This is a genomic window from Desulfotomaculum defluvii (assembly GCF_054657375.1).
This window is the reverse complement of record NZ_BAAHYV010000007.1, coordinates 611,483-629,276: the sequence shown is the minus strand read 5'-3', so window position 1 is coordinate 629,276 and position 17,794 is coordinate 611,483. Positions and strand designations below refer to the sequence as shown.

General features: G+C 38.0%; 17 protein-coding genes. 6 read left to right on the top strand and 11 right to left on the bottom strand.

The window, feature by feature from the left end:
• The first annotated feature begins 86 nt into the window (after window positions 1-86).
• A complete protein-coding gene (locus ACYQ03_RS10190; protein WP_459909719.1) occupies window positions 87-566 on the top strand; it encodes a DUF456 domain-containing protein in 480 nt (159 codons plus the stop codon).
• A gap of 99 nt (window positions 567-665) precedes the next feature.
• Here ACYQ03_RS10190 and ytpR read toward each other — a convergent pair whose 3' ends face one another.
• Complete coding sequence (gene ytpR, locus ACYQ03_RS10185; RefSeq protein ID WP_459909717.1) at window positions 666-1,049, bottom strand: YtpR family tRNA-binding protein; 384 nt, start codon at window positions 1,047-1,049, stop codon at window positions 666-668.
• Window positions 1,050-1,769: 720 nt separating this feature from the next.
• Here ytpR and ACYQ03_RS10180 point away from each other — a divergent pair.
• Both ACYQ03_RS10180 and ACYQ03_RS10175 read left to right on the top strand, forming a co-directional pair.
• Complete coding sequence (locus ACYQ03_RS10180) at window positions 1,770-1,952, top strand: hypothetical protein (RefSeq protein WP_459909715.1); 183 nt, start codon at window positions 1,770-1,772, stop codon at window positions 1,950-1,952.
• 92 nt (window positions 1,953-2,044) lie between these two features.
• Window positions 2,045-2,806, top strand: coding sequence for a TatD family hydrolase (locus ACYQ03_RS10175; protein WP_459909713.1), 762 nt, complete (start codon window positions 2,045-2,047; stop codon window positions 2,804-2,806).
• 177 nt (window positions 2,807-2,983) lie between these two features.
• Here the strand turns inward: ACYQ03_RS10175 and ACYQ03_RS10170 are convergent, their stop codons facing one another.
• From ACYQ03_RS10170 to ACYQ03_RS10155, 4 genes are all read right to left on the bottom strand, one after another.
• Window positions 2,984-3,556, bottom strand: a complete 573-nt coding sequence (locus tag ACYQ03_RS10170) for a hypothetical protein (RefSeq protein ID WP_459909711.1) — start codon at window positions 3,554-3,556, stop codon at window positions 2,984-2,986.
• A gap of 492 nt (window positions 3,557-4,048) precedes the next feature.
• Window positions 4,049-5,359: a branched-chain amino acid transport system II carrier protein gene (brnQ, locus tag ACYQ03_RS10165; protein WP_459909709.1), complete on the bottom strand. Its 1,311-nt coding sequence runs from the start codon at window positions 5,357-5,359 to the stop codon at window positions 4,049-4,051.
• Window positions 5,360-5,574: 215 nt separating this feature from the next.
• Window positions 5,575-6,798 carry a GGDEF domain-containing protein gene (locus ACYQ03_RS10160; protein ID WP_459909707.1) on the bottom strand — a complete coding sequence of 408 codons (1,224 nt, stop codon included), beginning with the start codon at window positions 6,796-6,798 and terminating at the stop codon, window positions 5,575-5,577.
• A 127-nt stretch (window positions 6,799-6,925) separates the two neighbouring features.
• Window positions 6,926-7,468, bottom strand: a complete 543-nt coding sequence (locus ACYQ03_RS10155; RefSeq protein ID WP_459909705.1) for an O-acetyl-ADP-ribose deacetylase — start codon at window positions 7,466-7,468, stop codon at window positions 6,926-6,928.
• A gap of 239 nt (window positions 7,469-7,707) precedes the next feature.
• Between ACYQ03_RS10155 and ACYQ03_RS10150 the strand changes: the two genes are divergently transcribed.
• On the top strand, window positions 7,708-8,079 hold the full coding sequence (locus ACYQ03_RS10150; RefSeq protein WP_459909703.1) for a DnaJ family domain-containing protein: 372 nt from the start codon (window positions 7,708-7,710) through the stop codon (window positions 8,077-8,079).
• A 70-nt stretch (window positions 8,080-8,149) separates the two neighbouring features.
• On the opposite strand, the gene ACYQ03_RS10145 is transcribed toward ACYQ03_RS10150, so the two are convergent.
• On the bottom strand, window positions 8,150-8,599 hold the full coding sequence (locus tag ACYQ03_RS10145) for a CBS domain-containing protein (protein WP_459909701.1): 450 nt from the start codon (window positions 8,597-8,599) through the stop codon (window positions 8,150-8,152).
• Between the two features lie 36 nt (window positions 8,600-8,635).
• The gene (locus ACYQ03_RS10140; RefSeq protein WP_459909699.1) at window positions 8,636-10,165 is read right to left on the bottom strand and encodes a YifB family Mg chelatase-like AAA ATPase; all 1,530 of its coding nucleotides are present in this window, start codon (window positions 10,163-10,165) and stop codon (window positions 8,636-8,638) included.
• A gap of 507 nt (window positions 10,166-10,672) precedes the next feature.
• On the opposite strand from ACYQ03_RS10140, the gene ACYQ03_RS10135 reads away from it, so the two are divergent.
• Window positions 10,673-11,437 carry an SIR2 family NAD-dependent protein deacylase gene (locus ACYQ03_RS10135; protein ID WP_459909697.1) on the top strand — a complete coding sequence of 255 codons (765 nt, stop codon included), beginning with the start codon at window positions 10,673-10,675 and terminating at the stop codon, window positions 11,435-11,437.
• A 389-nt stretch (window positions 11,438-11,826) separates the two neighbouring features.
• Window positions 11,827-12,081, top strand: a complete 255-nt coding sequence (locus ACYQ03_RS10130; protein ID WP_459909695.1) for a hypothetical protein — start codon at window positions 11,827-11,829, stop codon at window positions 12,079-12,081.
• Window positions 12,082-12,161: 80 nt separating this feature from the next.
• On the opposite strand, the gene ACYQ03_RS10125 is transcribed toward ACYQ03_RS10130, so the two are convergent.
• The 4 genes from ACYQ03_RS10125 to nuoL form a co-directional block, all read right to left on the bottom strand.
• Window positions 12,162-12,530: a YraN family protein gene (locus ACYQ03_RS10125; protein WP_459909693.1), complete on the bottom strand. Its 369-nt coding sequence runs from the start codon at window positions 12,528-12,530 to the stop codon at window positions 12,162-12,164.
• A gap of 356 nt (window positions 12,531-12,886) precedes the next feature.
• On the bottom strand, window positions 12,887-14,317 hold the full coding sequence (locus tag ACYQ03_RS10120) for an NADH-quinone oxidoreductase subunit N (RefSeq protein ID WP_459909691.1): 1,431 nt from the start codon (window positions 14,315-14,317) through the stop codon (window positions 12,887-12,889).
• 3 nt (window positions 14,318-14,320) lie between these two features.
• Window positions 14,321-15,835: a complex I subunit 4 family protein gene (locus tag ACYQ03_RS10115; RefSeq protein ID WP_459909689.1), complete on the bottom strand. Its 1,515-nt coding sequence runs from the start codon at window positions 15,833-15,835 to the stop codon at window positions 14,321-14,323.
• A complete protein-coding gene (gene nuoL, locus ACYQ03_RS10110) occupies window positions 15,835-17,769 on the bottom strand; it encodes an NADH-quinone oxidoreductase subunit L (RefSeq protein WP_459909687.1) in 1,935 nt (644 codons plus the stop codon). The genes ACYQ03_RS10115 and nuoL overlap by 1 nt, the downstream gene beginning before the upstream one ends.
• Window positions 17,770-17,794: the final 25 nt, after the last annotated feature.

The following is a 17,794-nucleotide window of genomic DNA, read 5'->3' as shown; positions in this document are numbered from 1 at the left end:
AGCTCCACGCCGATAACTCTAAGACTCGTTCCTAAGTGGAGACTGATGGCAGATGGCTGACGGCTATATTTAAACGAGGTGATACAATGTCAACTCCTGGATTAATTATTGCATGCCTGTTTTTTATTGCAGGAATGGCAGGTATTATTCTACCTATTTTACCTAGCGCTCCATTACTGATAGTTGGCATGCTAATATATGGTTTTTTTGAAGATTTTACCCATTTAACCTGGTCATTCTTTGCTGGCCAGCTAATTCTAGTAGCATTTATTTTTGCCGTTGATTATCTGGCAAATATCTGGGGTGTTAAGAAATATGGTGGTTCCAAAACAGCCATCGGCGGTTCCCTAATCGGTATGTTTGCAGGACTTTTCCTATTAGGACCTTTGGGCATCATCCTAGGTCCATTGGCAGGTGCTATAATTGGTGAATTATTAGCTCATCGTAGTTTCGATCAGGCTTTAAAATCGGGTTTTGGTACACTACTAGGTTTTTTAGGTGGGGCCATGCTAAAGTTGATTTTGCAAATTTTAATGATTGTATGGTTCTTTAGTGTTATCCTTTAAATTTAACACCCCTGGGTGATTGTACATTGCACCAAGGGTTAGTAAAACAGGGAGAAGCAATAAGGGAGCTGTTGCTATTAAAGCAACAACTCCCTTTTGTTAACCTTCAGTTTCTTTCTGAACTATTTCTTTAAAGGGTACTGGGGTTCCTATTTCTGTTTCATTATCTAAGACCCAGATACCATCTATATTCCTCTCAAATCCCAGCTCATCCTGAGCACATATCATACCATTACTTAAAACTCCTCTAAGTTTACCTTTCTTGATTTTTCTACCTCCGGGAAGTTTAGCCCCATGTAATGCCACAGGTACCTTTATGCCAGGCTCAACATTCTTTGCCCCACAAACTATTTGTAGTGGTTCCTCTTGACCCACATTTACTGTACATACTGTTAATTTTTCGGCATCAGGATGCTTTTCCGCAGCAATAATCTCTCCAACTACAACTTTATCACTGGTTAATAATTTATCTTCTTCAGACATTATTAGTTTCCCCCTATTAGTATATACTAGAATTTTATTATATCTTGTCCTAAGGCATATTGAAAAGTTTTATAGTTGAACAAAACTAAATCAGATGAAAAAAGTCCACATAAGTGGACTTTTTAAAGGTTGTGTGTAGGCAAGAGTTAAACCGCAACTGATGCAGTTAATAACCCCCACCGTTATTGTATACAATTATACTCCAAAGACTTTAAAGGTCAATAGATTTGTATTATTTTCTAATAGTTCTTTTTTTCACAGGTACTTTCTATTTTTCGTTAGTTTCCTCATTAACAACTTGACCAGTATTAAGTATAGATAGTAAATATTTCTGTTTTAGGTTTTCAAACCTCTGAGATAAGTCTATAATGAAACATAGTACTAGGATAAGGAGTAGAAAATGCTTGCATCTTGGGTTTGGAGTATCGTCACATTGTTTTTCTTGCTTGGTATTAAGAAATATCATCCAACAAAAAGTGCCCTACCATCTTTATTGATGTCATGGTCAACGGTGATCTTTCTAGTTTCTTTGGTACTTTTTATTGATGGCATAATTAACAAGTCCAATAGCTTTACCTGGGAACCGATGGTTCTATCTTTTAGTATATATCTTTTTTGTTTACCGATGTATCTGAAATATCTTGAGCTTAAGAAAAAACGAGAGAAATCAACTGATAAGAAATCAAAAGCTAGTGCATGCTAAATAATGGAGGTGTCTCCTTGTCAGAACTAAATATTCAATTTGTATGTCCGGATTGTGACCATTCCTTTTCCCTCTGTTCCCAGGAAATCTTGGAAAACGATGAACTTTCCTGCCCTTCTTGTGGGTGTCCATTATCCGAAGATGAATTAAAGTATTTAAAAATAGCAATTAATTATACTCAAGAAAAAAATACACATTAATATAGACTCAGACTAATAACTTCGTCCAGATAGCCCATGGGCTATCATTAAACCTTTACAAAATAATTTATTTTTAAAGGAGGTTTTGGTTTATGTCTTATTTGGTAGACACTCATCTTCACGTTACTATGATGCCCTACGAAGGTTTACAAGCCATGTCCGAAGGTGGTATTCAAAAGGCGATTACCTGTGCCATTGTTATAGGGGCTCAGCATTCAGAAAGCTATTTTGATCATTTTCGCCTTATTACCGGATTTTATAAAAAGAATGCCGAAGGGTTGGGTATTAAATTATATAGTGCTATTGGCGTACACCCCGCAGGTATACCCCATGATTGGACTAGGGTTATAGATGCCTTGCCTGAGTACTTAAAGTTAGAAAATGTTGTAGGGCTTGGTGAAGTGGGTATGAACCAAGGATCTCAATTAGAAAAGGATGTGCTAAAAGCACAATTTGAAGTTGCCCGGGACCAAAATGTCCCTGTAATTGTTCATATCCCCTTTCAAAACAGACTACAAATTACCGAACTAACTCTAAATATTGCAGCTCAAGTTAGTATTCCGGCCAACCTATTAATAATTGACCATATTAATCTAGATATTCTGAATCAGGTTAATCAATTTGGCGCTGTACCAGCCATTACCATTCGCTCCAGAAACGTAACCGTCGAAGCTTTGTATGAAAATATTGAACAGTTTCAACACGGCATGTTAAACTGTGATTTTAGTAACCTATTCCCTAATGATCCTACAGCTGTAATAAAAGCATATCAGTACTTAAAGTCTAAAGGAGTAAGTGATACTATAATCGACAACCTAACCCGGAATAAAGCTGAAAAGGTATTTAATATATAATAAAGTAGCTGGCCAAAATGAAGTGCACCCCCATTGTTAGATATAATCTAATATTTGAAGGTGCACTTTTTATAATTAAAATAAAAACCATCTCACTCAAATAGCACTTGTCAATGCCAATGGATTATATAACTTTACAATGGCGATACATACTGCAGAAGTAAGTAATATAATATACTATTCACAAAAATAATTAAGGGCTGAAATAATCGTTACACTAATGGCCACAATTAGGCTCACATAACTGACCCTCTTATTCTCAATAGTCGATAATCTAAGATTTATAAAATCATAGGCCCGGTTTTCCTTATGTTTGATAATTCGTAGCATCTGATTAGAAGATACCATGGAATTGGTTTGATCTGAAAAAATAGTTACATTTTGATATTCTAATACTTCCTGTTCAAATTGTCTTAAATCCTCGGATATCTTTGTTAGTTCCTTTAGTTTATCTTCCCAGCGCTTTTTCCATAGAAAAACTCCCGTTCGATAGTGTTTAATACTATCGAGAATCTGTTCCAAACTATTTTCAAATTTTCTTCCTTCATGGAACAACTCACATATCCAGACATTGTCTATATCTATAAACTTATCTTTATTTTGTAATAAAGTATCTTTCAAATCCGTATATTCTGCTATAAATTTATCCGCATCAAATCTCTCCCAATTGATGCTCTGATTAGCACAAACACCAGCAATTTTCTTAGCCCTCTCTATACCTTTTTTTAATGCTTGTCCTTTTTGATACAATAATTCACCTCCGCAAATAATTAATTCTCAGCGGTGGTTGGATCAATGATTGGCTTAATCTAGGATATCTAATTGGCAGGTAACCCCTCTTTGCTTGCACGTTCCTGAACCATTTCTTAATTAGGAGCAATATAAATTCAACATATCTTGTTATCTGTTATATACCTATTAATCCATTGAATTTGTGCACCCATCTAATTTAAAAAGCCACATAATTCTTGAGATATCGCTTGAAGCTCTGCCACTGATAATTTTCCCGCATCAAGAATCTCTCTTCATTGTGTATTTAGGTATTAAGCCTCCTCCTATGATATGGATTTACTACTATAATGGTAATAATTGTTCCACATTGTTAATATTTTTATTTATTATTACTTTAATATAATAATTTTCCATAACCTCTGAATAATGCATAAAAAAACCCCCTACAGGATTGGACTGTAGGGGTAAAGCTATAATGTCTACGGGTTATGACGTATAATAAAATCTCAGCTAAATCTGTTGCTTTGTTTTTGGGGAAATAAGTAACCCAAATATCGCAGTCAATAGGGCGGGTATAACCCAACCTAAACCTTGATCGTGCCAGGGTATCATTGCCAATAAACTGTTAGTCATCTGGAAATCAATACCTATTTTAGCTGCTATCATTTCTACTAGACCAGTTAAAACTACTGCTGATGTGCCGATGATTGTTGTAATATAAACCATTCTTTTACCTTTAAATAGATTATGGCAAAGTGCAAGAATAACTAACACTATAATAATAGGATAAACAGTTACCAACAAAGGAACGGATATCTCCAATATTCTTGCAAGACCCATATTTGCTAAAAGCAAACTTACTAACACAGTAATAATACAAACCCTATTATAACTAATTCTATAATTACTCAAGCGACTAAAAAAGTTTCCACAACAAGCCACTAAGCCAATGGCTGTGGTTAGACAAGCTAGGGACATAGCTATAGCAATTACTATTTTACCTAATGGACCCAATAAAGTTGTGGTGATATATGATAACATTTGCCCAGGGTTATCTCCAGTAAAATTACTACCTGTTGTTGCACCAATATAGGCTAATCCCATATAAATAGATGATAATCCGATGGCAGCAATTATGCCGGACCAGATAGTAGCTTTTTCAATGACTTTTTTATCGGTTATTCCCTTAGCCCGTAATGCATTTACTATAACCATCCCAAATATTACTGATGCAAGTGCATCCATTGTATTATATCCTTCTAAAAAACCCTTGGAAAAAGGTAATTCAAATTGTGCTGTACCTATGGTACCTTGAGGATATAATATCCCCTTAATAATAACTATAGCTAAAAATATTATTAAAAAAGGCGTAAGCACCTTACCCACATCATCTACTATTTTAGAACCACGTAAAACAAAGAGTAACACAATTGTAAAATACACAAAAGACATAATGGCTAGACTTAAATCAGATGCATTACCGAGGAATGGAACTATAGCTACTTCATAGGTAGTAGCTGCAGTGCGCGGAATAGCTAAAAGAGGACCAATGGATAAAACAACAACCGTAGTAATTACTTTACTAAAAATTGGATGAACTCTATTAGCTAAATACTCTAAGTCCCCCCCAACTTTAGCTACTGCCGTAATACCCATTAAAGGTAATCCTACACCAGTGATAATAAAGCCCAAAATTGCAGGCCATAAATGTTCACCAGCCTGTTGACCTAGGTTTGGAGGAAAAATCAAGTTTCCGGCACCAAAAAACATAGCTAAAAGAGCTAATCCGGTAAAAAATATTTCTTTCTTCGTCAACTGCATAAAATAATTCCCCTTTGTTTAATGATCTAAAAAGGTTGTCTAATTATTAGACACTTGCACAATCAAAATTTTTCGTACATGTATTATTTAACTCTATTTTATGCAGGGTGTCAACCCTGTGCGAAGCAATTTTAAGACAATTTTATAGGATAAAAAGTGCCATTTGTTGAATTATGACTAAGTATTTAACCATACAATTCAACAAATGGCACTTTTTATTCATCCAATACACAATATTGATTTCCACCATTATTTTTGGCCCGGTAAAGAGCCCTATCAGCTAAGTCTATTATGATATCCGGCAATTCACCTACCTTAGGCTGCATCGAAGCTATTCCAATGCTTATGGTTACTTTCCCAGTTCGAGAATGTATATGGGTTATATCTAGTTGCTCCACTACTTCTTTCATTTTAGTGGCAATCTTTCGTGCTCCTACTATATTTGTATCTGGTAGGAGCACAACAAACTCTTCTCCACCATAGCGGGCAATCATATCACCTGGACGTTTAAGAATTCCTTTTAAAGTTGTTGCAATTTGATTCAAAACACAATCTCCAGCTTGATGACCATATGTATCATTATATTTTTTAAAACTATCAACATCTATCATCATTAAGGAAAGTTCTTGCTTTTGTCGAATAGCCCTTCTCCACTCTCCACTTAAATTACTATTAAAATTTCGTCTATTTGGTATATTGGTTAAACCGTCCAGAAAGCTTAGATGCTGAAGCAATTCATTGGATTTAACCAACTCCTCCTTTTGGAGTTCTATCATCTTAAGATTTAAATATTCCCGTACCCGACTGGTATAAATAACCCGTGAAATGATTAGTGCCAAAACAGTCATTACACTACAATTAAGAATAGCTGACATAGCTATTAACCAATCAGATTGGAAACTCCATATCATAATTCCCATTACACACCAAGCAAAACTAAAAATAAAAATTGACTTTAGCCAGTCTAGGTAACAAAAAGACGCTACTACTAAAATTGCCATAGTATAGGATGTTGCAATACCAGGTCCAGTGGATTTAATCACCCCTGTTAATATAGAAAATCCAATTAGGTTAAATAATATAAATACTAACCCGCAATACTCATGAAATTTACCAATTCCTTCTACAAGTGCAGGTGGTCTACATATAATAAGAAAAAATACAGAAAAGCAAATGATGACAACTCTAATTTTAAAAACATATGGGGCAATTTCAAGAACCCGCGAAAGATCAATATATTCGATGTTTTTTAAACCAATCTGATCAATATATATTTGCTGAATAAAGATAAAAATAACATTAATAATGATTAGTAACCAAGCTAGTATATTAAGCCTATAGATATTGGTGAATATTAGGGTTTTTTCCAAATGTCTCCTGTGAGAATCAGGTATCATGGTGTCACATTTTATAAGTTTACTATTAATTTTATTAATCATAACAAATCCCTTTACAAGGTCAGAGGCTTTTGCCTTTGACTATTTTATATAAAATATGAACACTATGAACGATAGGCTACTCAATACTCTTACTTAAACTGTATCCTTCATAGAGAACTAAGCTATCTCAGGTCGGACTATTATTTAGTAGTTTAATTATAGCGGCAGGGGATTTTTTATATAAAACTATATAAACTTTATCAAGAATTGTATCAGTCTTCAGAAATTGCACCACCTCTTTTACGGCAATGTTGATGGCCCCTTCCAAGGGAAATCGATATACTCCAGCACTAATTAGTGGGAAAGCAATGGTTTTGATCCCCTTCGTTACGGCAAGTTTTAAGGAGTTCCTATAGCAATTTGCTAAAACGCTCTCTTCTTGGAACTGTCCTCCACGCCAGACTGGACCCACCGTATGGATTACATGTTTTGCAGGTAACTGATACCCCGCCGTAATCTTTGCTTCACCTGTGGGACAACCCTTTAGTTTACGGCACTCTTCTAGAAGAGCTGGTCCAGCTGCAGAGTGGATAGCACCATCAACCCCTCCACCTCCCAGTAAGGAGTTATTTGCTGCATTAACTATGGCATCAACCTCAAGTTCAGTAATATCTGCCTCGATTAAAATAACCCTATCCGTGAGCCTTATTTCTTGATCATGCTTAAGCATTTTCTATCCTCTCTTCCTCTTATTAATAAGTCCCCCAAGTCTTTTCTTTGTTCTGATGTAATAATATCATAAGTGATATGTCCAATAATGATAATTAACTAAAAATTTGTAATACTTAGTGCATAAATAAATTCATAACTTTTAAATGCAAGAATTATTAATAAAAAGGAATATAACAAAACATGTCTAAATATAAAACATGTAAATAATATACTTTCAAAATTGCAGGGTGATTAAGAATGGATCTTTTTGCTCTTCTTGCAGAAAATAAAATAAAAGAAGCTATGAGTAAGGGAGATTTTGATAATCTACCTGGTAGTGGAAAACCACTAGTACTAGATGATCTGTCCCATGTACCCGAAGACCTTCGGGCAGGTTACCGTCTGCTGAAAAATGCTGGTGTCGTACCTGAGGAAATGGAAATAAAAAAAGAGATTATCTCTTTACAAAAACTCATTAATTATTGTTATGAAGAAAATGAAAAAAATCGGTTAACCAAAAAGTTAAATGAAAAAATACTAAGATTTAATATTTTAATGGAAAAAAGAAATGTAGTTTCCCCAGCATTAAGTTTATATAAGGATAAGATTTTGGAGAAATTTCAAGGATAAAATAAAGTACACCATGGGTGTACTTTATCAATATATTAAGGAAAACAAAGGTCTATGCACTGGCTAAATATTATTTGACCGCAAAGGTTTTGATAATATCTGCCCTACTAACTATACCAATAACTTTATCTTTTTCTACTATGGGTATTCTCTTTATATTATGTTCAACCATTAAATTGGCAAGACCGCTAATTTCTGTATCCTTATCAGCAGTTATCACCTTTGTTGTCATAATTTCAGAGGCTTTAAGGGCTGCAAGTTTTTTAAAATCTTCTTTATACTGTTCATTGCCACCAAAATATATTGTTGCTCCTAAAATACCAAAATATTTGGGAATTCGAGGACTTGCTTCTTTGTGTAAAAGATCTCCTTCCGTTACTATACCAACTAGATTTTCTGCATCATCAACCACTGGAACTCCTGATATTTTCTCTTCTATTAATATTTGAGCAATTTCCTTGATAGTGGTATCACATTTTACAGTTATAACTTTAGTACTCATAATATCCTTTGCGTGCATATCAATACCTCCTCTACCATATTATTTTATCCCTAATTAACCCCGGAGTATTCGATCAAGACTCCGGTATTGTATTGCCTCTGCCAAATGATTGGCTGAAAGGTTCTCACTACCTGCTAGGTCTGCAATAGTTCTAGCAACCTTTAAGATTCGGTCATGGGATCTTGCACTCAAAGCCATTCTCTTAAAGGCTCCATGCAATAACTTTGCTCCAGCAGTATCAGTCCTACAAAACTTACGAACTTCCCTTGCCCCCATAGCAGCATTACTGGCTATAGAAAGGTTTTTAAACCGTTCCCTTTGAATAGCCCTAGCTTTTTCTACCCTGGATTTAATGGTAGCAGAGTTTTCTCCAGGCGGAGCATTATTTAATTCTTCATAAGATATTTTGGGAACTTCCAAATGAATGTCAATGCGATCCAATAAAGGTCCTGATATCCTGTTTATATATTTTTGAGCTTGATGTGGGGTACAAGTGCACTCTTTCTCTTTGTCTAACTGGTATCCACAGGGACAGGGGTTTGCCGCCCCCACCAGCATAATATTGGCAGGAAAAACAAAGCTGGCGGCTACTCTGGAAACACTTACGCACCCATCTTCCAGAGGTTGTCTAAGTGCCTCCAAACTATCTTTATGAAACTCAGGAAATTCATCCATAAAGAGTATGCCATGATGTGCAAGACTTATTTCTCCAGGTTTTGGAATCCTCCCACCTCCCACCAGACTTGCGGTTGAACTTGTGTGGTGAGGAGATCTAAAGGGTCGTTTTCTGATTAAAGGATTTTGGGCAGGCAGTTGACCAGCTAAGCTATAAATTTTGGTAACCTCTAAAGACTCTTCAAAGCTCAACTCTGGCAGAATGGAAGGTAGCCTTCTAGCTAACATGGTTTTACCACATCCTGGACTACCTAACATAAGAATGTTATGCCCTCCAGTTGCAGCAATTTCCATTGCCCGCTTAGCAGCTACTTGGCCGCGCACATCTGCAAAATCTAATTCCTCTTCATGGTAAACATTTGTTGACAATTCTCCAATTTGGTATGGTATTAGTTTGGCTTCGCCCCTAAGTGCCACCGAAAGATCTGCTAAATCTTTTAACCCAAATACTTCAACAGCCTTTACCAATGCTGCCTCTGCTGCATTATCCATAGGTACGATAACCTTTTTAAGACCGATATCCCTTGCAGCCATAACCAGAGGCAGGACCCCGTGTACACCCCGTAAAGATCCATCTAAAGATAATTCACCAATAAATAATATCTCATTGGTTAGTTCAGACTGAATCTGACCGGTGGCAGCTAAAACACCCACAGCAATGGGTAAATCAAATACCGGACCTTCCTTTCTTAGATCTGCAGGCGCTAAGTTTACAGTTATTCTCTGCATCGGAAAGTCCAGACCTGAGTTTTTTATGGCAGAACGAACCCTGTCTTTAGCCTCTCGAACCGCAGCATCGGGCAGTCCCACAAGATCAAGGGAAGGTAGGCCATTAGAAACATCCACTTCAACCCGTACCCTTTGACCGTCTAAACCAAGTAATGCAACACTATCAATAATTGCCAGCACAAAATTTCCTCCGTTACTCTTTTTACATCTAGTTCACCAATCTAAATCAGTTTCCTTTAACAAATTCTGATAAAATTTTAAAATTCTGGTCAAATTAACATATCAAACAAGATTATAAATAAAATACTTTCTAAAAACAAAATGGGTCTTATGCCATGATATTCTACGAGTTTCTCATTTAAAAATGATAAAGAATAATGATAAGGGGGGTGTTATTCTATGTTTCATGACCACCATAGATCCCATGGATCTGGCCTAATGGTAATGACCTTAGCTTCTTTAGCTATGACAATTCCATTTTTGTGTTACATGAGAAGAATGGCAAACTCCTTAGATAAGATAGCCCATAAGAAGAGTTTCTAATAATTTACCGCCTATTGGCGGTATTTTTTTGTCTTATCTAGTTTTTTGAATTTCGACATTTTTTGTTCCAATTTGTCAAGGAAAAGTCAAGTTAAGGGTGGAAATACTTTTATTACTTTTAAACAAGAAGAGGAAAAAGACTTTATGAAAGGGTGTCTTAAACTGAAATATCTGGACCGTATTCAAAGGTTATCAGAATTAATTAAAACCACGGGTAAAGTCTTAGCTTTATCTGGAGCCGGTATCAGCACAGAAAGTGGCATCCCAGACTTTCGCAGTAAAGATACTGGGCTATGGAATCAATATGAACCTCAAAAAGTGGCTAGCATCCAAGCCCTAAAAAAAGATCCCAAGTCCTTTTATGATCTTAATTTTAAATGGTGGAATGTCTGCCTAAGGGCCAAACCCAATCAAGCTCATGTTGCCTTAGCACAACTAGAAGAAATGGGTTGGCTATTGGGTACGATTACCCAGAATATTGACGGTTTGCACCAGCAGGCAGGTTCACAAAGAGTATGGGAAGTGCATGGCCATTTAAGAGGGTGTTCTTGCTTAAACTGTAAAGATGACTACGATCTAGAGCAGCTTTTCCAGAATTATTATTGCCCACACTGCGGTGGTCTTTTGCGTCCCCATGTAGTGTTATTTGGCGATACAATGTCCGTAGATTATTTTATGGCAGAAAAGGTAATGTCCGGTTGCCAGTTACTGCTGGTAATTGGTAGTAGCCTGCAGGTACAGCCAGTGGCCTCTTTACCCTATTTGTCTCGGCAAATTGTTATAATTAATAAAGAGCCAACTGCCTGGGATAATCATGCTACACTAGTCTTCCATGAATCAGCCAGTAAAGTGCTTTGGGACCTTGTCAGTATTATGAAAAAGCAAACTGGCCCTTATTATACGGAGTAATTTAGCCTTCAGCCGTCAGCTATTTGGGTTTGGGGTATTTTTTATGATAGGTCGTCCTTAAACCATGGGCCTTGGGCAATTTGTGCATGTTTTGCTTGGGTGTCAGTGCAATAGGTCTTGCAAAGACTAATTCTAAATATTAGGTTGTTATGTTATTAGAAAATATGTTAACATAGGCAAAACAACAACAGAGGTGAAAATTTTGGATAATGATAGACGTCCTAGTATTAGTAAATCACTTCGAACCACCGGCATACTATTTATTATAATCAGTTTTTTTGTGGAACAAAAAGTGGAGTTCGGCTTACTGGGGATTGGTTTTTTTGTTCTTGGTACGATGCAGTTTAAATGGCCGAAGAAATAAAAATAAAATAAAGGAGGAATATATAATGGGTGGTGGACCTAATTTAACCTATCATCGTTCTGATACTCCCCGTGCTTGTTATGTTGAGTACCGTTTCGGAACCCGTGGAACTGCCTGTTTGCGTTTAGGGTGCACACCTGCCTGTGTGGCTTGTTCTTATTCCCGTCCTAAAAACACACCGGCTTGTTATGAGAGCTTACCAGGTTTCCCGGAAGATTGTATCTCACCATACTTTATACCCGAATGCAAAAATTTTTGTAAATTCGCACAGTCTACTTAGTAATAGTTAGTTAGTTAGAAAGTTGGTTAGTTGGAAAGTAGTTAGTGGTTAGATAGCAGTTGTTAGTGGGAAGTTATTAATTAGAAGGCATTTTTTATATGGTTAATTTTTTTAACTTCACCATCTCTGTTAAAATGAACTGCAACTATATCAAAGCGGCATGATACGCTTGTAAACTCAGATCTGGCCATCAAAAAATACCGGGCTAACACTCTGAGTTTGTTTTTCTTTGTGCTATTAATACTTTCCTCAGGTATACCAAAACTATTTCCTGAACGAGATCGCACCTCTAAGAAAACCAGCATACCTATAGGGTCCCATGCAATAATATCCAATTCTCCTAATTTACAACGATAATTCCTTTCCAGCAATCGATAACCTAGTTTATGAATAAATTTACAAGCTTCTTCCTCACCTTTTTTTCCCAAGGCCTTTCGCTGTAAAGTCATACTAATCCCTCCCAATAACTGATAACTGATAGTAAATTTCGTTACGTTAGCAAATTTCCCCTCTTTTAGCCGTTAGTTATTAGTTATTAGCTTTTAGCTTTTTCAAAAAACCCCTTCCTGGAGGTTTGGCTGCGAAGCTAACGGGGAGTTGTCCCTTTTCATTCTTAGATGGTGCCATTAAAAACGAGTAAGACTAACCGCTATTAGCTAATAGCTAACGACTAATGGCTAATAGCTAGTCCCCAAAGACCATCCCTTTACGCAATAAAAAAAATACTCTCTATGCGACATTGGTAAATTACCGTGCCTACTTAGAGAGTATCATTTATAAATATGGCGTTTTTAGAAATATAGGTTTATTTTAACAAGAAAGATTGTGCTGCCATATTAGCCATTTCAGACAAAGGTCCAGGATAAATACCTAAAAAGATTGTGGCTACCAACGTAATTACTAAAGTTATCGCGGTAGCTCCTCCCATCTGTATAGGGGAGGGGTCCTTTGGTTCATCCCTAAAAATAACCAGAACAACTTTCAAATAATAATACACCGAGACCATACTCATGATTAAACCTAAATATACTAGCCACATGTGTTCTTGAACTACAGTTTGGAAAATGTAGAATTTTCCTACAAAACCTGCCAAAGGTGGAATTCCTGCCATCGATAACAGTGACACTAGCATTACACTGGCTGCCAATGGAGCCCTTTGGATTAGGCCAGCATAATCTTCTATCTCGTCGCTACCAGTTTGGTTACTAACTGCGGCCACCACAGTAAATGCACCTATAGTTGCAAAAACATAAAGAAAAGCATAGAACATAACACCCTTAATTCCAGCCTCAGAAACAGCCACTAAACCAACCAAGATATAGCCTGCTTGAGCAATACTGGAATAAGCTAGCATTCTTTTTATATTTGTCTGTGGAATGGCTACCAGGTTCCCAATAACCATGCTTAAAGCAGCTAATACAGCGATAAGCCCGACCCAGTGTTCCTGTATAGCCCCAAAACTTCCTAAGAACAATCTTAGTAAAACTGCAAAGGAAGCTGCTTTGGAACCTACCGCCAGGAAAGCTGTTACAGGTGTGGGAGCCCCTTCGTATACATCTGGTGACCACATGTGAAAGGGTACTGCTGAAATTTTAAATCCTAAACCAGCCACTAGCATAACTATCCCGACGATTAACAAAGGCGAGTTTACTCCACCAGCAATACTCTGGGCAACTTCACCTATCATTATAGTTCCTGTGGTGCCGTATACTAGACTCAAGCCATAAAGTAACACTGCAGTTGACGTTCCAGCCAAAAGAAGGTACTTCATGCCAGATTCTAAAGACTTGGCATCAGAGGAACGAAAAGCTACTAGAATGATAAATGAAATGGTCATCAATTCTAGTCCCATATACAGGGTAATAAAATCCCCAGCAGAAGCCATAACCATCATACCCAAGGTTGTAAACATCACTGTTGAATAATATTCAAAGTGATTTTTTACCTGCTGGTCAACATACTTAAATGACCCTAAAACAACCAAGATAGCTGATGTTAAACACAAAATTTTAAAAAACATGGCGTAACGATCTACAATATACATACCATTTAACATGACTCCCTGATTGGACCAGTTAGCCACGGTAACACCCAATACGATGATCAGTCCCAGTAGAGCAATGCTCCCCAATCCCCTTCTAGAATGGTTGGGAACAAGCAACCCCAAAGTAAAGGCTAGTAATCCTAAAATAAACAAAGCTAGTTCAGGTGTGATTAATGCAAAATTTAGTTCCATCTTTTATCTCCCCCCTAACTGCAGGGCTTCGTTGATATGCGCTAGAATGGGCGCTACCCCGCTATTAACCATGTCAAACAGCAGTGAGGGAAGTATACCACCAATAACTAGAACACCGCCCAATACAACCAATGGTACCATTTCTGGCCCTCGAATATCTTTAATGTGGTTGTATTCTTCTCTGGCAGGACCAAAAAGGGTGTTGGCACCAGCCCGCAATACATAAAGTGCGGTTATAATGATACCGGCTATGGCCAGAACTGCCAGTAGACCAAAGACTTTAAAGGAGTCAACAAAAATAGTAAACTCCGGTATAAAACTTACTAAACCAGGCAGACCCAATGATGCCAAAGCTGCCATCATAAAGCCAACAGACAGTCGAGGTGCCTGATGGGATATCCCCCCTAGATCCGGAATCCAACGGGTATGGGTCTTTTCATAGATAAATCCAATCATAGAGAAGAACAAGGCTGCCATTACACCGTGCGCGAACATATTCGCCACAGCACCATTTACCCCAACTACTCCTAGTGTAGCTACACCCAGAAGAACATAACCCATATGGGAAACTGAGGAATAACCAACAACATACTTAAGGTCTTTTTGGGCCAGAGCTCCCATAGCAGCATAGGCAACACCGATAACGCCTAATACCGCAATATAGGGTGACCAAAATTTAGCACCAAGGGGTAGTACAAAAACCGCAAAGCGAATTAGGCCGTAGCCCCCAATTTTCTTTAATACCCCTGCGTGAATCATGGATACCGCAGTAGGTGCTCCAGCGTAACCATCCGGTGACCAAGAGTGAAAGGGCCACATAGAAAGCAACGATCCAAAACCTATCAGTAATAACGCAAACATATAGATTTGGAATTGTTCTGGGAATGCCACCTGAGACAAGGCTTCAAAACTCATATTTGGTGTTCCAGTTATGGACAAAGCTTGCACAAAGATAGCAATAACACCAACCAGCAAGAAGGCTGATCCGATTAACAAATAAATGGTAAGTTTCATACCAGCATATTCCTTGGTAACCCGTTTTGAGCTACCCCAGATAATGACCATAATGTAAATGGGAATAACTACTACTTCGTAGAACAAGAGGAAGATAAACAAGTCTTGAGCTATGAAGGTTCCCATAACACCGGCAATTAATACGAGCAAGTAGATCATCAATTCCTTGGCCCGTAGAGTTATGTTCCAAGAAGCAAACACTGCAGTAAAGCCAATTAAATTGGTCAGCAGCAGCATTGGCAGACTTAAACCATCCACTGCCATGTACCAGGAAACTCCGAGGTCGCGAATCCAGGGAACCGGCCCACCAAAATCTACCCACTGCAAGCCTCCTAGGGACTGGTCATAGCCAAAATATACATAGAGGCTTAGGAGTAGAGCTGTTCCTGTACCCGCAGCTGCTACCCATTTACACAGCTTATCTTCTTCTTTAGGGATAAACATTATAACAAAGGCAGCCAGTATAGGAGAAAGTAAGGTTAAAGTTAGTACAGGAATGTTCATTATTTAACACCTCCCATGATACTAGCGGAAGTTGGATCACCAAAGGCCAGTACCACAGTTATGACCAGCAGTCCAAGGAAGAACACTAAGGCATAGGTCTGTAGTTTACCGGTTTGAAAATAACGAAAACCCTTTCCGGATAATCCAGTGAACTCAGCCAATCCATTAATGATAGCATCCACCACATGGATATCGAACCAATACAGTATCTTCGCTCCACCATCCACAACCTTATGATTAAACCATAAATAGAGCTCATCAATGTAATATTTGTTATAAGAGATGTTGTAGAGTGTTGGGAATTTCTCTGCCAATTGTTGGGCTTTTTGTTTTTCAGTATCCTTATAGTAAAGGGTGTACGCTAATCCGATACCAGCCACAGCTAAAACGACAGACATTAACATAAGGCCATAGGCGGGTGCTGCGTGATGGGGATGTCCAAAATGAATCCATTCACCCCATACATTGGCCCAAGGAGTACCTAATAAACCACCCACTGTAGCAAACAATGCCAGAACCATTAATGGGAAAGTCATACTTAAAGGTGACTCGTGAGGATGATTTTCTGGTTTTTCTGCACCGAAAAAGGCTAAGAATATCATCCGCCACATGTAAAAGGCTGTCAGAAATGCCGTAAAAGCTGCCATAGCAAATAAAACATAGCCTAGACCGTGACCATGTTGTGCATATTCCATGGTAACTACAAGAATTTCATCCTTGGACCAAAAGCCAGCAAAGGGTGGAATACCCGCTATGGCTAAACCTCCTATAACAAAGGTCCAACCAGTGATGGGCATTTTTTTGATCAAACCACCCATTTTCCAAACATCTGCCTTGTCATGCAAGGCATGAAGTACAGATCCTGCTGCTAAAAACATCAATGCTTTAAAGAAGGCATGGGTCCATAAATGGAACATACTGGCGGAAAGACTGCCAACCCCTAAAGCCAACATCATATAACCCAACTGAGAAACCGTGGAGTAGGCTAAAATACGTTTTATTTCTCTTTGGGTAATGGCGATGGTGGCAGCAAACAGAGCTGTAAAGGCACCAACAAAGGCCACTACTTCCATTGCTCCAGGGACTTGAGTAAAGAGGAATAGAGTTCTACCGACCAAATAAACACCTGCAACTACCATGGTCGCAGCGTGAATTAATGCAGAAACTGGTGTAGGGCCTTCCATGGCATCTGGTAACCACACGTGCAGAGGAAACTGACCAGATTTACCAATAGGACCGATAAATACAAGTATAGCAATAAAGGTAAGTAAGCCAAGGGAAATCCCATACTGTTCGAAGTTAGGAACCCTTTGGGTCAGTTCCACTATATCCAAGGTGCCGAATATAATTTGTAAAAATAGCAAGCCTAACATCATGCCAAAGTCGCCGATTCTAGTGGTCATAAAGGCTTTTTTAGCTGCCTCTCGAGCAGAAATCTTAAAGGTGTAGAAACCAATTAGCAGATATGAACAAAGGCCAACCAATTCCCACATAATAAACATCTGAAGTAAATTACTGGAGATGACTAATCCTAACATAGAGGCCGCGAAGAGTGACAAATAAGAGAAAAATACAGAATACTGTGGGTCCCCCTTCATATAGCCTGTTGAATAGATTTGAATAAGAGTAGCCACCAAGGAAACCATAAATAACATCATGGTGGAGGTGGGATCTAACATAACCCCAACATTTACCGTAAACCCTTCCATTCCAAACCATCTTAGGGAATAGACCAATGGCTCTTCAATAAAATGCGGATTGGTAAAAACCCCGTAGGCAATGGAAGCAGCCAAAACAAAGGATGATGCCATTGCAGCGATAGCAATTGACGAGCTAAGTTTCGGCCAGGGTCTAGTAAGAAAAACTATCAAGACAAAGGCCAACGCTGGTAGTAAGGGAACTAACCAGGCATGACCTACAGCAAATTCAACCATTTCTTTAACACCTTCCTTCCAACCC

What these genes read in the sequence shown, in the direction of transcription:
- ACYQ03_RS10190 (WP_459909719.1), top strand. Translation starts at nt 87, where the DNA reads ATGTCAACTCCTGGATTAATTATTGCATGCCTGTTTTTTATTGCAGGA.
- ACYQ03_RS10130 (WP_459909695.1), top strand. Translation starts at nt 11,827, where the DNA reads ATGGGTGGTGGACCTAATTTAACCTATCATCGTTCTGATACTCCCCGT.
- ACYQ03_RS10160 (WP_459909707.1), bottom strand. Translation starts at nt 6,798, where the DNA reads ATGATTAATAAAATTAATAGTAAACTTATAAAATGTGACACCATGATA.
- ACYQ03_RS10175 (WP_459909713.1), top strand. Translation starts at nt 2,045, where the DNA reads ATGTCTTATTTGGTAGACACTCATCTTCACGTTACTATGATGCCCTAC.
- brnQ (WP_459909709.1), bottom strand. Translation starts at nt 5,359, where the DNA reads ATGCAGTTGACGAAGAAAGAAATATTTTTTACCGGATTAGCTCTTTTA.
- nuoL (WP_459909687.1), bottom strand. Translation starts at nt 17,769, where the DNA reads ATGGTTGAATTTGCTGTAGGTCATGCCTGGTTAGTTCCCTTACTACCA.
- ACYQ03_RS10125 (WP_459909693.1), bottom strand. Translation starts at nt 12,530, where the DNA reads ATGACTTTACAGCGAAAGGCCTTGGGAAAAAAAGGTGAGGAAGAAGCT.
- ACYQ03_RS10120 (WP_459909691.1), bottom strand. Translation starts at nt 14,317, where the DNA reads ATGGAACTAAATTTTGCATTAATCACACCTGAACTAGCTTTGTTTATT.
- ACYQ03_RS10155 (WP_459909705.1), bottom strand. Translation starts at nt 7,468, where the DNA reads ATGCTTAAGCATGATCAAGAAATAAGGCTCACGGATAGGGTTATTTTA.
- ytpR (WP_459909717.1), bottom strand. Translation starts at nt 1,049, where the DNA reads ATGTCTGAAGAAGATAAATTATTAACCAGTGATAAAGTTGTAGTTGGA.
- ACYQ03_RS10135 (WP_459909697.1), top strand. Translation starts at nt 10,673, where the DNA reads ATGAAAGGGTGTCTTAAACTGAAATATCTGGACCGTATTCAAAGGTTA.
- ACYQ03_RS10150 (WP_459909703.1), top strand. Translation starts at nt 7,708, where the DNA reads ATGGATCTTTTTGCTCTTCTTGCAGAAAATAAAATAAAAGAAGCTATG.
- ACYQ03_RS10115 (WP_459909689.1), bottom strand. Translation starts at nt 15,835, where the DNA reads ATGAACATTCCTGTACTAACTTTAACCTTACTTTCTCCTATACTGGCT.
- ACYQ03_RS10145 (WP_459909701.1), bottom strand. Translation starts at nt 8,599, where the DNA reads ATGCACGCAAAGGATATTATGAGTACTAAAGTTATAACTGTAAAATGT.